General features: G+C 70.9%; 12 protein-coding genes. All 12 read left to right on the top strand.

The genetic code is table 11. The annotated features are described in order from the left end of the window. The first annotated feature begins 16 nt into the window (after positions 1-16). Positions 17-1,270: an ArgS-related anticodon-binding protein NrtL gene (gene nrtL / locus M5362_RS14840; RefSeq protein WP_260227970.1), complete on the top strand. Its 1,254-nt coding sequence runs from the start codon at positions 17-19 to the stop codon at positions 1,268-1,270. Positions 1,271-1,281: 11 nt separating this feature from the next. Continuing rightward, positions 1,282-2,673: a diaminopimelate decarboxylase gene (gene lysA, locus M5362_RS14835; RefSeq protein WP_260227969.1), complete on the top strand. Its 1,392-nt coding sequence runs from the start codon at positions 1,282-1,284 to the stop codon at positions 2,671-2,673. A gap of 107 nt (positions 2,674-2,780) precedes the next feature. After that, positions 2,781-4,079, top strand: coding sequence for a homoserine dehydrogenase (locus M5362_RS14830; protein ID WP_260228063.1), 1,299 nt, complete (start codon positions 2,781-2,783; stop codon positions 4,077-4,079). 6 nt (positions 4,080-4,085) lie between these two features. Then, complete coding sequence (thrC, locus tag M5362_RS14825; RefSeq protein ID WP_260227968.1) at positions 4,086-5,156, top strand: threonine synthase; 1,071 nt, start codon at positions 4,086-4,088, stop codon at positions 5,154-5,156. 294 nt (positions 5,157-5,450) lie between these two features. Then, the gene (gene thrB / locus M5362_RS14820; protein WP_260227967.1) at positions 5,451-6,368 is read left to right on the top strand and encodes a homoserine kinase; all 918 of its coding nucleotides are present in this window, start codon (positions 5,451-5,453) and stop codon (positions 6,366-6,368) included. A gap of 383 nt (positions 6,369-6,751) precedes the next feature. Then, on the top strand, positions 6,752-8,818 hold the full coding sequence (gene rho, locus M5362_RS14815) for a transcription termination factor Rho (protein WP_308354874.1): 2,067 nt from the start codon (positions 6,752-6,754) through the stop codon (positions 8,816-8,818). A gap of 235 nt (positions 8,819-9,053) precedes the next feature. Then, positions 9,054-10,145 carry an LCP family protein gene (locus M5362_RS14810; RefSeq protein WP_260227965.1) on the top strand — a complete coding sequence of 364 codons (1,092 nt, stop codon included), beginning with the start codon at positions 9,054-9,056 and terminating at the stop codon, positions 10,143-10,145. A 143-nt stretch (positions 10,146-10,288) separates the two neighbouring features. Then, the gene (gene rpmE, locus M5362_RS14805) at positions 10,289-10,507 is read left to right on the top strand and encodes a 50S ribosomal protein L31 (RefSeq protein ID WP_260227964.1); all 219 of its coding nucleotides are present in this window, start codon (positions 10,289-10,291) and stop codon (positions 10,505-10,507) included. Positions 10,508-10,605: 98 nt separating this feature from the next. Beyond that, the gene (gene prfA, locus M5362_RS14800) at positions 10,606-11,682 is read left to right on the top strand and encodes a peptide chain release factor 1 (protein ID WP_260227963.1); all 1,077 of its coding nucleotides are present in this window, start codon (positions 10,606-10,608) and stop codon (positions 11,680-11,682) included. Positions 11,683-11,720: 38 nt separating this feature from the next. Beyond that, a complete protein-coding gene (gene prmC, locus M5362_RS14795; RefSeq protein WP_260227962.1) occupies positions 11,721-12,566 on the top strand; it encodes a peptide chain release factor N(5)-glutamine methyltransferase in 846 nt (281 codons plus the stop codon). 44 nt (positions 12,567-12,610) lie between these two features. Then, a complete protein-coding gene (locus M5362_RS14790; RefSeq protein ID WP_260227961.1) occupies positions 12,611-13,258 on the top strand; it encodes an L-threonylcarbamoyladenylate synthase in 648 nt (215 codons plus the stop codon). Further along, positions 13,255-13,899 carry a protein-tyrosine-phosphatase gene (locus tag M5362_RS14785; protein ID WP_260227960.1) on the top strand — a complete coding sequence of 215 codons (645 nt, stop codon included), beginning with the start codon at positions 13,255-13,257 and terminating at the stop codon, positions 13,897-13,899. The genes M5362_RS14790 and M5362_RS14785 overlap by 4 nt, the downstream gene beginning before the upstream one ends. The last annotated feature ends 186 nt before the right edge of the window (positions 13,900-14,085 follow it).

The following is a 14,085-nucleotide window of genomic DNA, read 5'->3' as shown; positions in this document are numbered from 1 at the left end:
CCCATACGCTTGTCCCGTGACCCCCGCGGACCTCTCCCTCACCGTGCTGCACGCCGTGCGCAGCGCGGTCGATGACGGTGCGCTCCACGTGGAGGTCCCCCGGCGCGTCGCCGTCGAGCGGCCCCGGCCCGGCGGGCGTGGGGACTACGCCAGCAACGTCGCCCTCACCCTCGCCCGCGCCGCCCAGCGCCCGCCCCTCGACGTCGCGGCGATCCTCCGTGAGCGGCTCCGCACCAGCCCCGGGATCGCCGCCGTCGACATCACCGGGCCCGGGTTCCTCAACTTCACCCTCCGCCGCGAAGCCCAACAGGACCTCGTGGGCGAGATCCTCCACCGCGGTCCCCGCTACGGGTGGCGCGAACCCACCGGCGACACCGCCCACCTCCGGCACCGCGCCGACGTCCGCGCCGCCGTCACCGCCGACGCCCTCCGGCGCATCCTCCACTCCCAGGGGTTCGCCGTACGGACCGAGTGCGACGGGCCCGCCCCCTCCGACTGGGCCCTCCTCGGTGTGGAGCCGGGGCGAGTGCGGGGAAGCAGCGGAGCGGAGGGCTCCCGCCTCGCCCCCCTTCCCGTGGCCCCCACCGCCCGTGAGCTCCACCACCGTCTCGGTGCCGACGCCGCCCGCTGGGGGCTCCTCGCCTCCGCCGCCCACGACCGGGCCCGGCTCGGCGACGAGCTGCTCCGCCAGCACGAGGACAATCCCCTCTTCCGCGTCCGGTACGCCCACTGCCGTACCCGCGCCCTCCTCCGTAACGCCGAGCAGCTCCAGTTCGGCAGCCGGATCGACCGGACCGACCGGAACGAGCAGCTTCAGTTCGACAGCCGGATCGACCGGAACGAGCAGCTCCAGTTCGACAGCCGGATCGACCGGACCGACCGAACCGACCGGACCGGCCGGCACGAGCAGTCCGATCGCCCCGACCGCCTCGGCCAGCCCGACCGCCTCGGCCAGCCCGACCCCCTCGGCCGCCCCGACCGTCCCCACCGGGCCGACCGGGCCGAGAGCCCTGACCGCCTGATCCGCGCCCTCGGCGACCATCCCTCCGTTCTCGCCTCCGCCGCCCGCCTCCGCGCCCCCGATCGGGTCGCTCGGCATCTCGAGGTCGTCGCCGACGCGCTGCTCGACTTCCAGCACACCGTCCTGCCCCTCGGCGACGAGAAACCCTCGGCCGCCCACCGATCCCGGCTCGCGCTCGCCGAAGCCGCCGGGGTGGTGCTCGCCGGTGGCCTCTCCTTGCTCGGTATCAGCGCACCCGACCAGATGTGAAAGATGCAGACATGAGCCGTTCCGCCCATCCCGCCGGGCCCCGTCACGCCGACGTCCTCCCCGAAGGGCACTACTCCGCCCCGCCCGCCGACCTCAACCGGCTCGACCCCAAGGTGTGGGCGCGGACCGTCGGCCGTAACGACGAGGGGCAGGCCACCGTCGGCGGCCTCAGCGTGACCGAGCTCGCCGAGGAGTTCGGGACCCCCGCCTACTTCCTCGACGAGGCCGACTTCCGCGCCCGCTGCCGCGCCTGGGCAGACGCCTTCGGCCAGGAGGCCGACGTCTTCTACGCCGGCAAGGCCTTCCTCTCGCGCGCCGTCGTGCGCTGGCTCAAGGAAGAGGGGCTCAACCTCGACGTCTGCTCCGCCGGCGAGCTCAGCACCGCCCTCTCCGCCGGCATGCCTCCCGAGCGCATCGCGTACCACGGGAACAACAAGTCGCACGAAGAGATCCGGAGGGCCGTCGAGGTCGGTGTCGGGCGCATCGTCCTCGACTCCTTCCAGGAGATCGCCCGCGTCGCCCACATCGCCGAGTCGCTCGGCAAGCGGCAGCGCGTCCAGATCCGCGTCACCGTCGGCGTCGAGGCCCACACCCACGAGTTCATCGCCACCGCCCACGAGGACCAGAAGTTCGGTATCGCCCTCGCCGGGGGTCAGGCCGCCGAGGCCGTCCGGCGTGCGCTGAAGCTGGACGGTCTCGAGCTCATCGGGATCCACTCGCACATCGGCTCGCAGATCTTCGACATGGCCGGCTTCGAGGTGTCCGCCCGCCGCGTCGTCCAGCTCCTCGCCGAGGTACGCGACGAGCACGGCATCGAGCTCCCCGAGATCGACCTCGGCGGCGGCCTCGGCATCGCCTACACCTCCGACGACGACCCGCGCGAGCCCCACCACATCGCCAAGGCCCTCAACGAGATCGTCACCCGTGAGTGCGAGTCCGCCGGGCTCGCCACGCCCCGGATCTCCGTCGAGCCGGGCCGCGCCATCGTCGGACCCACCGCCTTCACCCTGTACGAGGTCGGCACCGTCAAGCCCCTCGAAGGCCTCCGGACGTACGTCTCGGTCGACGGCGGCATGTCCGACAACATCCGCACCGCGCTGTACGACGCCGAGTACAGCGTGGCGCTCGTGTCGCGGACGAGTGAGGCCGAGCCGATACTCAGCCGTGTCGTCGGCAAGCACTGTGAGAGTGGCGACATCGTCGTACGGGACGCGTTCCTGCCCGCCGACATCGCGCCCGGCGACCTGATCGCCGTGCCGGCCACCGGTGCGTACTGCCGCTCGATGGCCAGCAACTACAACCATGCCCTCCGCCCGCCCGTCGTCGCGGTCCGCGACGGCGAGGCGCGCGTGATCGTCCGGCGTGAGACGGAGGAAGATCTCCTGCGTCTCGATGTCGGCTGATGAAATAGACGTCTCAGGATCCGGACGAGGGACAGAAACCCTCGTCCGGTGAGTGAGACTGGTCCAACCGTAGAGATACGAAGTAGTACGAGAAACGAGGTCGGATGATGCGTACGCGTCCGCTGAAGGTGGCGCTGCTGGGCTGTGGTGTGGTCGGCTCAGAGGTGGCGCGCATCATGACGACGCACGCCGACGACCTCGCCGCGCGCATCGGCGCCCCGGTCGAGCTCGCCGGCGTCGCGGTCCGCCGCCCGGACAAGGTCCGGGAGGGCATCCCCGCCGAACTGATCACCACCGACGCCACCGCCCTGGTCAAACGGGGCGACATCGACGTCGTCGTCGAGGTCATCGGCGGTGTCGAGCCGGCCCGCACCCTCATCACCACCGCCTTCGAGCACGGCGCCTCCGTCGTCTCGGCCAACAAGGCGCTCCTCGCGCAGGACGGCACGACGCTCTACGCCTCCGCCGACCAGCACGGGCAGGACCTGTACTACGAGGCCGCCGTCGCGGGCGCCATCCCGCTCATCCGGCCGCTGCGCGAGTCCCTCGCCGGCGACAAGATCAACCGTGTGATGGGCATCGTCAACGGGACGACGAACTTCATCCTCGACCGGATGGACACGAACGGCGCCGGGTACAGCGAGGCCCTCGACGAGGCCACCGCCCTCGGATACGCCGAGGCCGACCCGACCGCCGACGTCGAGGGCTTCGACGCCGCCGCCAAGGCCGCCATCCTCGCCGGCATCGCCTTCCACACCCGCGTACGCCTCGACGACGTCTACCGCGAGGGCATGACCGAGGTCACCGCCGCCGACTTCGCCTCCGCCAAGCAGATGGGCTGCACCATCAAGCTGCTCGCGATCTGCGAGCGGGCCGCCGACGGCGCGTCCGTCACCGCGCGCGTGCACCCCGCGATGATCCCGCTGAGCCACCCGCTCGCCTCCGTCCGCGAGGCCTACAACGCGGTCTTCGTCGAGGCCGAGGCCGCCGGCCGGCTCATGTTCTACGGCCCCGGCGCCGGCGGTTCTCCGACCGCCTCGGCCGTCCTCGGCGACCTGGTCGCCGTGTGCCGCAACAAGCTCAACGAGGCCACCGGCCCCGGCGAGTCCGCGTACACCCAGCTGCCCGTGAGCCCCATGGGCGACGTGGTGACGCGGTACCACATCAGCCTCGACGTGGCCGACAAGCCGGGCGTCCTCGCCCAGGTCGCGACGGTCTTCGCCGAGCACGGCGTATCGATCGATACGGTCCGCCAGCAAGGTCGACAGGACGGATTCGGCGAGGCCTCCCTCGTCGTCGTCACCCACCGCGCGCCCGACGCCGCCCTCTCCGGGACCGTCGAGGCGCTGCGCAAGCTCGACACCGTGCGCGGTGTCGCCAGCATCATGCGTGTTGAAGGGGAGTAAGGACCCATGACCAGCAAGGGCACCCACCAGTGGCGCGGCATCATCGAGGAGTACCGGGACCGCCTTCCGGTCACGGACACGACGCCGGTCGTCACGCTCCGTGAGGGCGGCACGCCGCTCGTCCCCGCTCAGGTCCTCTCCGAGCGCACGGGCTGCGAGGTGCACCTCAAGGTCGAGGGCGCCAACCCCACCGGGTCCTTCAAGGACCGCGGCATGACCATGGCCATCTCCAAGGCCAAGGAGGAGGGCGCGCAGGCCGTCATCTGCGCCTCCACCGGCAACACCTCGGCCTCCGCGGCGGCTTACGCCGTCCGCGCCGGGATGGTCTCCGCCGTCCTCGTGCCGCAGGGCAAGATCGCGCTCGGCAAGATGGGCCAGGCCCTCGTGCACGGCGCGAAGATCCTCCAGGTCGACGGCAACTTCGACGACTGTCTCACCCTGGCCCGCGCCCTCTCCGAGAACTACCCGGTGGCGCTGGTCAATTCGGTGAACCCGGTCCGTATCGAGGGTCAGAAGACCGCCGCGTTCGAGATCGTGGACATGCTGGGCGACGCCCCCGACATCCACGTCCTGCCCGTGGGCAACGCCGGCAACATCACGGCCTACTGGAAGGGGTACCGGGAGTACGCCGCCGACGGCCTCTCCACCCACCGCCCGCGCATGTGGGGCTTCCAGGCCTCCGGCTCCGCGCCGCTGGTGCGCGGTGAGGTCGTCAAGGACCCGTCGACCATCGCCACCGCGATCCGTATCGGCAACCCGGCCTCGTGGGACTACGCGATCGCCGCGCGGGACGAGTCGGGCGGCTTCATCGACGAGGTGACGGACCGTGAGATCCTGCGCGCCTACCGGCTGTTGGCCTCCCAGGAGGGCGTCTTCGTCGAGCCCGCCTCCGCCGCGTCCGTCGCCGGTCTGCTGAAGGCCGCCGAGCAGGGCAAGGTCGACCCGGGCCAGCGGATCGTCTGCACGGTCACCGGCAACGGCCTGAAGGACCCCGACTGGGCCGTCGCCGGCGCGCCGCAGCCGGTCACCGTCCCGGTCGACGCGGCCGCCGCCGCCGAGCGTCTCGGCCTCGCGTAACTCGCTCGGTTCGGGTAGATCCCTGACGAAAAGGGCCTCCCCGGGGAATCCCCGGGGAGGCATACCCGATCAGGAACGTACATAGGCGCACAGGAAGGCTTGCGACACGCATCGTGCGCCTCCTGTGCGCCCTATGTCGCCACAGAACCTTCCTTCGATAGGCTGTACCGAACCCGCCCCGTCGCATATGCGCGGTGTCGTTGCCGTTGTCGCCCCCGAGGCAGACACGGCCCCCGGGTTTCCTGCACTTCTCTTGAAATCCCGTTGTCGCAAGTCAAGGAGAGTCATCGAGCGATGGCCGGTCCCGCGTTCCGCGCCGCCGCCGTACGGGTGCGCGTTCCCGCCACCAGCGCCAACCTCGGCCCGGGCTTCGACGCCTTCGGCCTGTCGCTGGGTCTCTACGACGATGTCGTCGTCCGGGTCGCCGACTCCGGGCTGCACATCGACATCGCCGGTGAGGGCGCCGACACGCTCCCGCGCGACGAGAGCCACCTGCTCGTACGCTCCCTGCGTACCGCGTTCGACCTGCTCGGCGGGCAGCCGCGCGGCCTCGAGGTCGTCTGCGCCAACCGCATCCCGCACGGCCGCGGCCTCGGCTCCTCCTCGGCCGCCATCTGCGCCGGTATCGTCGCCGCCCGCGCCGTGACCATAGGCGGCGACACCCGCCTCGACGAGGCCGCACTCCTCGAACTGGCCACCGAGATCGAGGGTCACCCCGACAACGTCGCCGCCTGTCTGCTCGGCGGATTCACGCTCGCCTGGACCGAGTCCGGTGCCGCGCGAGCGATCAGGATGGATCCCTCCGATTCCATCGTTCCGGTGGTTTTCGTCCCCGGTAAGCCCGTACTGACCGAGACCGCCCGTGGTCTTCTGCCGCGCACCGTCCCGCACGTCGACGCCGCGGCCAACGCCGGTCGCGCCGCGCTCCTCGTGGAGGCGCTCACCCGCCGCCCCGAGCTGCTGCTCGCGGCCACCGAGGACCGGCTGCACCAGGAGTACCGGGCCCCCGCGATGCCGGAGAGCATCGCGCTGGTGAGCCGGCTGCGGGCGGACGGAGTCCCCGCGGTCATCTCCGGCGCGGGCCCCACGGTGCTCGCGCTGACGGAGAAGGGATCGGCCGACAAGGTCGCCCGGCTGGCGGGCGAGGGATGGGCCGCGAACCGGCTCGATCTCGACGTGTCCGGAGCGAGTGTTCTGCCGCTCGCGCCCTAGCGACACGTGATTGCCGGTGATGGAGAGGGGGAATGTTTGTTGGAGCCGGTAGTGTTAACCTCAAGTCTGCACCCGACGTTTTTGTGGCGCGGTGCGGAGTGTCCCCATCAGGGACCACCCATTCTTCCGGGAGCCTCCCCAACTGCCTGAGCAGCCTGCCTGAGCAGTTTCGAGCACGCTCCGGAACCGGCACGACACCCCTCGCTCTTTCCATGTGAGGGCCGAGCAGGGGGCCTCGGGCCGGACCCACAGCACGTCTTTTCTCTTCCGCCGTACCGGCGGGACCACCGCCCCGACCCGGTCCACAAGCCAGGACCGTCGTCGGACAGCACAACCGGTCGCCGAGCCAGATGGCCGACGTCCGCTCCAGGGAAGGACCCTTCGTGAGCGACACCACCGATCTGATGGGCGTGACTGCCGACAACCCCGTCGACACTTCCGCGCCCGCCGCAGGTGCTGCCACTGGCACCACCGCACGGCGCCGCCGCTCCGGCACCGGCCTCGAGGGCATGGTCCTGGCCGAGCTGCAGCAGGTCGCGTCCGGCCTCGGCATCAGGGGCACCGCGCGGATGCGCAAGAGCCAGCTGATCGAGGTCATCAAGGAGGCGCAGGCCGGTGGCGGCACGTCCGCCCCCGCCAAGGCCGCCGACACGGCTGAGACCAAGCCGAAGCGCCGCGCCACCTCCAAGGCCCGCGCGGCCGAGGGCGCCGCCGAGACCGCTGCCCCCAAGGCGGAGAAGGCCGAGAAGGCCGTCGCCCAGCAGCAGATCGACATCCCCGGGCAGCCCTCCCCCAAGGTCTCGGCCTCGCTCGACCAGGCCGACGACCAGCCGGCCGGCGAGCGCCGCCGCCGTCGCGCCACGGCCCCGGCCGGCAGCCCGGAGGGCGAGGTCAAGACCGAGTCCGCCCAGGCCGTGAAGACCGAGACCAAGGCCGAGACCCGGACGGACTCCCGAACCGAGTCCCGTACGGACGCCTCCGGCGAGGGCAAGGCCGAGAACGCCGTCGACACCGCCGAGGGCCGCGGCCGCCGTGACCGCGGCGAGCGGGGCGAGCGCGGGGAGCGCCGTGACCGCGGCGACCGTCAGCGCGACCGCCGCGACCGTGGTGGCAAGGGCGACGACCAGCAGGGCGGTGGCCAGGGCGGTCAGCGTCAGCAGCGTCAGGGCGGCCAGCAGCAGACCACCGGCCCGCAGGACGACTTCGACGACGAGGGCGGCCGTCGTGGCCGTCGCGGGCGCTACCGCGACCGTCGTGGCCGTCGTGGCCGTGAGGACTTCGCGACCACCGGCGAGCCGCAGGTCTCCGACGACGACGTCCTGATCCCCGTCGCGGGCATCCTGGACATCCTCGACAACTACGCGTTCATCCGGACCTCCGGCTACCTGCCCGGCCCGAACGACGTGTACGTCTCCCTCGCCCAGGTCCGCAAGAACGGCCTGCGCAAGGGTGACCACGTCACCGGCGCCGTGCGTCAGCCGAAGGAGGGCGAGCGCCGCGAGAAGTTCAACGCGCTGGTCCGTCTGGACTCCTCGAACGGCATGGCCGCCGACTCCGGCCGCGGCCGCCCGGAGTTCAACAAGCTGACCCCGCTCTACCCGCAGGACCGGCTCCGTCTGGAGACCGACCCGGGTGTGGTGACCACGCGGATCATCGACCTCGTGTCGCCGATCGGCAAGGGTCAGCGAGGCCTGATCGTGGCCCCGCCGAAGACCGGCAAGACCATGATCATGCAGGCGATCGCCAACGCGATCACCCACAACAACCCCGAGTGCCACCTGATGGTCGTCCTGGTCGACGAGCGTCCGGAAGAGGTCACCGACATGCAGCGGTCGGTCAAGGGCGAGGTCATCTCCTCGACCTTCGACCGCCCGGCCGAGGACCACACCACCGTCGCCGAGCTGGCCATCGAGCGCGCCAAGCGTCTCGTGGAGCTGGGTCACGACGTGGTCGTCCTGCTCGACTCGATCACCCGTCTGGGCCGTGCGTACAACCTCGCCGCCCCGGCTTCCGGCCGCATCCTGTCCGGTGGTGTCGACTCGACCGCGCTCTACCCGCCGAAGCGCTTCTTCGGTGCCGCGCGGAACATCGAGGACGGCGGCTCGCTGACCATCCTGGCCACCGCGCTCGTCGACACCGGCTCCCGCATGGACGAGGTGATCTTCGAGGAGTTCAAGGGCACCGGCAACATGGAGCTCAAGCTCGACCGGAAGCTCGCCGACAAGCGCATCTTCCCGGCCGTCGACGTCGACGCCTCGGGTACGCGTAAGGAAGAGATCCTGCTCGGCAGCGACGAGCTCGCGGTCACCTGGAAGCTGCGTCGCGTGCTCCACGCGCTCGACCAGCAGCAGGCGATCGAGCTGCTGCTCGACAAGCTCAAGCAGACGAAGTCGAACGGCGAGTTCCTGCTCCAGATCCAGAAGACGACTCCTGGCGGGAACAACGACTGAGAGTCCGAAGCCCCGGTCGCGCGTCGCGATCGGGGCGAGACCTCGGTCACACGGCGGGGGCCGGCCTTCGGGCCGTGACCCCGCCGTGACCTGGACGAACACCGCGCCCACCGTGCCTCGCACGGTGGGCGCGGTGCGTTGCGGTCCGTCGCTCTGCGAAACCCCACAGGTTCCTGTGCAACCCTTTTGGGCGCTTCGTCGTCACACAAGGTGAACCTAGGACCTGAGGTATGAGATGAGTGAGCAGAGCAAGGGCGGCCGAATACGGGCCGGCGGCCGCCGCCGCAAGGCGCCCAGCAAGGGCCGCCGCGCGGTGACCGTCGCCGCCTGGGGCACCGCCGCGCTCGTCGTGGTCGGAGGCTCCGGGCTCGGGTACGTCTACTTCAAGCTCGACGGCAACCTCAAGAGCGTCGACATCAACGCCCAACTGGGCACCGACCGCCCCGAGAACGTCGACAACGGATCGATGGACATCCTGGTCCTCGGCTCCGACTCCCGCTCCGGCGACAACGGCGCCTACGGCAAGGACGAGGGCGGAGCCCGCTCCGACACCGCGCTGGTCGTCCACGTCTACGAGGGCCACAAGAAGGCCAGTGTCGTCTCCGTCCCCCGCGACACCCTCGTCGAACGCCCCGCCTGCACCGACGAACGGGGCACCGCCGTCCCCGGCGAGCGGCGGGCCATGTTCAACACCGCGTACGAGGTCGGCGGCCCGGCGTGCGCCGTGAAGACCGTCGAGTCGATGTCCGGCATCCGCATGGACCACTACATCGAGGTCGACTTCACCGGCTTCAAGAAGCTGATCGACAAGCTCGGCGGGGTCGAGATCACCACGACGAAGGCCATCAAGGACTCCAAGAGCCACCTCGACCTCGCGCCGGGTCCGCACACCCTCGACGGCGAGCAGTCCCTCGGGCTGGTCCGCACCCGCAAGAGCGTCGGCGACGGCAGCGACCTCGGCCGCATCCAGCTCCAGCAGGCCTTCATGAAGGCCTTCATCGACCAGGTGAAGGACGTCGGCGTCTTCTCCGACCCGAAGAAGCTCCTGGACGTCGCCGACACCGCCACCAAGGCCATCACCCCCGACTCGGAGCTCGACTCCGTCAACGAGCTGATGGGCTTCGCCAAGGGGCTCTCCGGGCTCGGCGCCGAGGACGTCCACATGGTCACGATGCCGGTCGAGTACGACCCCGCCGACCCGAACCGGGTCATACCCCTGGAAGCACAGGGCAGGCAGGTCTGGCAGGCGCTCGGGAACGACCGGCCCATCCCCGCCTCCGCGACCCGGGACACGGCCACGGGCAAGGCCGACGGCGTCGTGAAGTAGCCCCGCGACCGCCCAGGAATAGATTCACCAGGGACCCGGTTTTGGGAGATACGGCCGGTCCTGGCAGACTGGTACGTCGGTCCCGGTTCACGCAGGTGCAATCCGCACGGCGACCCGGAGCCCTCCCGAAACTAGGAGACACCTTGAAGCGCGAGATCCACCCCGAGTACGTCGAGACCCAGGTCAGCTGCACCTGTGGCGCGTCGTTCACCACCCGTAGCACCCTGACCGACGGCAACATCCGTGCCGAGGTCTGCTCCGAGTGCCACCCGTTCTACACGGGCAAGCAGAAGATCCTCGACACCGGCGGCCGCGTCGCCCGCTTCGAGGCCCGCTTCGGCAAGGCTGCGGCCAAGAAGTAGCACGTCACTGCGCCGGTCCTTGGTCGCTCCCGCTGGGAGTACCGGACCGGCGCTTTGCCGTCCCCGCAGCCCGTACGTACGAAAACCAGGAGCCCCCGATGTTCGAGGCGGTCGAGGAACTGATCGGCGAGCACGCCGATCTCGAGAAGAAGCTCGCTGACCCTTCGGTCCACACGGACCAGGCCAACGCGCGCAAGCTGAACAAGCGTTACGCCGAGCTGACCCCGATCGTCGCCGTCTACCGTTCCTGGAAGCAGAACGGTGACGACATCCAGACCGCCCGCGAGCTGATGCACGACGAGCCCGACTTCGCGGCCGAGGTCAAGGAGCTGGAGAAGCAGCGCGAGGAGCTGACCGACAGGCTGCGGCTGCTGCTCGTCCCGCGCGACCCCAGCGACGACAAGGACGTCATCCTGGAGATCAAGGCGGGCGCGGGCGGCGACGAGTCCGCCCTGTTCGCCGGCGATCTGCTGCGGATGTACCTGCGCTACGCCGAGCGCGTCGGCTGGAAGACCGAGATCATCGACGCCACCGAGTCCGAGCTCGGCGGCTACAAGGACGTCCAGGTCGCCGTGAAGACCAAGGGCGGCAACGGCGCGACCGAGCCCGGCCAGGGCGTCTGGGCGCGGCTGAAGTACGAGGGCGGGGTGCACCGCGTGCAGCGCGTGCCCGCCACCGAGTCGGCCGGCCGGATCCACACCTCCGCCGCGGGCGTCCTCGTGACCCCCGAGGCCGAGGAGATCGACGTCGAGATCCACGCCAACGACCTGCGCATCGACGTGTACCGCTCCTCCGGCCCCGGCGGGCAGTCCGTCAACACCACCGACTCCGCGGTCCGCATCACCCACCTGCCGACCGGCATCGTCGCCTCCTGCCAGAACGAGAAGAGCCAGCTCCAGAACAAGGAGCAGGCCATGCGTATCCTGCGGTCCCGGCTGCTCGCCGCGGCGCAGGAGGAGGCCGAGTCGAAGGCCGCCGACGCCCGTCGCAGCCAGGTCCGCACCGTCGACCGGTCCGAGAAGATCCGTACGTACAACTTCCCGGAAAACCGGATCTCGGACCACCGCGTCGGCTTCAAGGCGTACAACTTGGACCAGGTGCTCGACGGCGACCTGGACGCGATGATCCAGGCCTGCGTCGACGCCGACTCTGCGGCCAAGCTCGCGGCAGCGTAGGACTCTTGTCAGCCCCACCCGCACCACGGAGGACCAGCGTGAACCTGCTGCTTGCCGAGGTGGCCCAGGCCACCCAGCGGCTGGCCGACGCCGGCGTTCCCTCACCGCGTTTCGACGCGGAGGAGCTCGCCGCGTTCGTGCACGGCGTCAAGCGGGGGGAGCTGCACAACGTCAAGGACGCGGACTTCGACGCCCGCTACTGGGAGACGGTGGCCCGCCGGGAGGCGCGCGAGCCGCTCCAGCACATCACCGGCCGGGCGTTCTTCCGCTATCTGGAGCTCCAGGTCGGGCCGGGCGTCTTCGTGCCCCGGCCCGAGACGGAGTCCGTGGTCGGCTGGGCCATAGACGCCGTACGGGCCATGGACGTCGTCGAGCCGCTGATCGTCGACCTGTGCACGGGTTCGGGCGCGATCGCGCTCGCGATGGCGCAGGAGGTGCCGCGCTCGCGCGTGCACGCCGTGGAGCTCTCCGACGACGCGCTGGTGTGGACCCGGAAGAACGCGGAGAGCTCGCGCGTCACGGTCCACCAGGGCGACGCGTTGTCCGCGCTGCCGGAGCTCGACGGCCAGGTCGACCTGGTCATCTCCAACCCGCCCTACATCCCGCTCACCGAGTGGGAGTACGTGGCGCCCGAGGCGCGTGACCACGACCCGGAGATGGCGTTGTTCTCCGGCGAGGACGGCCTCGACACGATCCGCGGGATCGAGCGCACCGCGCACCGCCTGCTGCGCCCGGGGGGTCTCGTCGTGATCGAGCACGCGGACACCCAGGGCGGCCAGGTGCCGTGGATCTTCAACGAGGAGGCCGGCTGGGCGGATGCCGCCGACCACCCGGACCTGAACAACCGCCCGCGCTTCGCGACCGCCCGCAAGGCCATGCCGTGATCCGCGCTGTCATGACCACGCTTGTGTATGAGGAGGCCCGCTAAATGGCTCGGCGATACGACTGCAACGAGGCGACGGACCGAGTGACGGGTCTGCGCGAGGCCGCGTCCGCCGTGCGCCGCGGCGAGCTGGTCGTGCTGCCCACCGACACCGTGTACGGGATCGGCGCGGACGCCTTCAGCTCGGAGGCGGTCGCGGACCTGCTGGACGCCAAGGGCCGGGGCCGTAACATGCCCACGCCCGTCCTCATCGGCTCCCCGAACACGCTGCACGGGCTCGTCACGGACTTCTCCGAGCAGGCGTGGGAGCTCGTCGACGCCTTCTGGCCGGGCGCGCTCACCCTCGTCGCGAAGCACCAGCCGTCGCTCCAGTGGGACCTGGGCGACACCCGGGGCACCGTCGCCATCCGGATGCCGCTGCACCCGGTCGCCATCGAGCTGCTGACCGAGGTCGGCCCGATGGCCGTCTCCTCGGCGAACCTCACGGGACACCCGTCGCCGGAGGACTGCGACGCGGCGCAGGGCATGCTCGGCGACTCCGTCTCCGTGTACCTCGACGGGGGTCCGACCCCGGGGATCGTCCCGTCCTCGATCGTGGACGTCACGGGCAAGGTGCCGGTCCTGCTGCGCCAGGGCGCGCTCTCCCCGGAGGAGCTCCGCAAGGTCGTACCCGACCTCGAGGTGGCCAATTGACCGCCCCTGAGGGGCGTGGCATAGCGGGGCACGAGAGCACTTCCTTCCGCATCCTCCACGTCAGCACCGGCAACGTCTGCCGCTCGCCGATCACCGAGCGGCTGACCCGGCATGCCCTGTGCGACCGCCTGGGCGACCCCCGGGGCGGCGGTCTGATCGTGGAGAGCGCGGGCACGTGGGGCCACGAGGGCGCCCCGATGGAGGCCAACGCGGAGCTGGTCCTCGCCGACTTCGGCGCGGACGCCAGCGGCTTCGTGGGCCGCGAGCTCCTCGACGAGCACGTCATCCGCGCGGACCTGGTCCTGACGGCGACCCGCGACCACCGTGCGCAGGTCATCTCGATGGGCCACTCGGCGGGGCTGCGCACCTTCACGCTGAAGGAGTTCACCCGCCTCGTCCGCGCCATAGACCCCGCGACCCTGCCGGACCCCCTGGACGAGGGCATGGTCGAACGCGCGCGTGCGCTGGTACGTGCGGCGGCGGCTCTACGCGGGTGGCTCCTGGCCCCGAGCGCGGAGGCGGACGAGGTCAACGACCCGTACGGCGCCCCGATCACGTTCTTCCGCTCGATCGGCGAGGAGATCAACACGGCACTCGACCCCGTGGTGACGGCGCTGACGGGGGTGTCCGCGCGCCGTTGAGGTGCGAGGTTGCGGCGCGGCCACGACCGTCGGCCGGAGGCCGGCGCAGCGGCGCGATGCCTGAGAGGCCCCCGGGGGCCGAGCAGTGCGAGGGGCGCGTCGGGAGCGGGGCTCGGCACGGCACTCGACCCCCATGGTGACGGCGCTGACGGGGGTGTCCGCGCGCCGTTGAGGGCGCTGGCCTCG

Origin of the sequence: Streptomyces sp. Je 1-79 (genome assembly GCF_025195125.1) — a bacterium.
Lineage (GTDB): Bacteria > Actinomycetota > Actinomycetes > Streptomycetales > Streptomycetaceae > Streptomyces.
The sequence above is the reverse complement of the archived record's forward strand: the minus strand, read 5'-3'. Positions and strand labels throughout refer to the sequence as shown.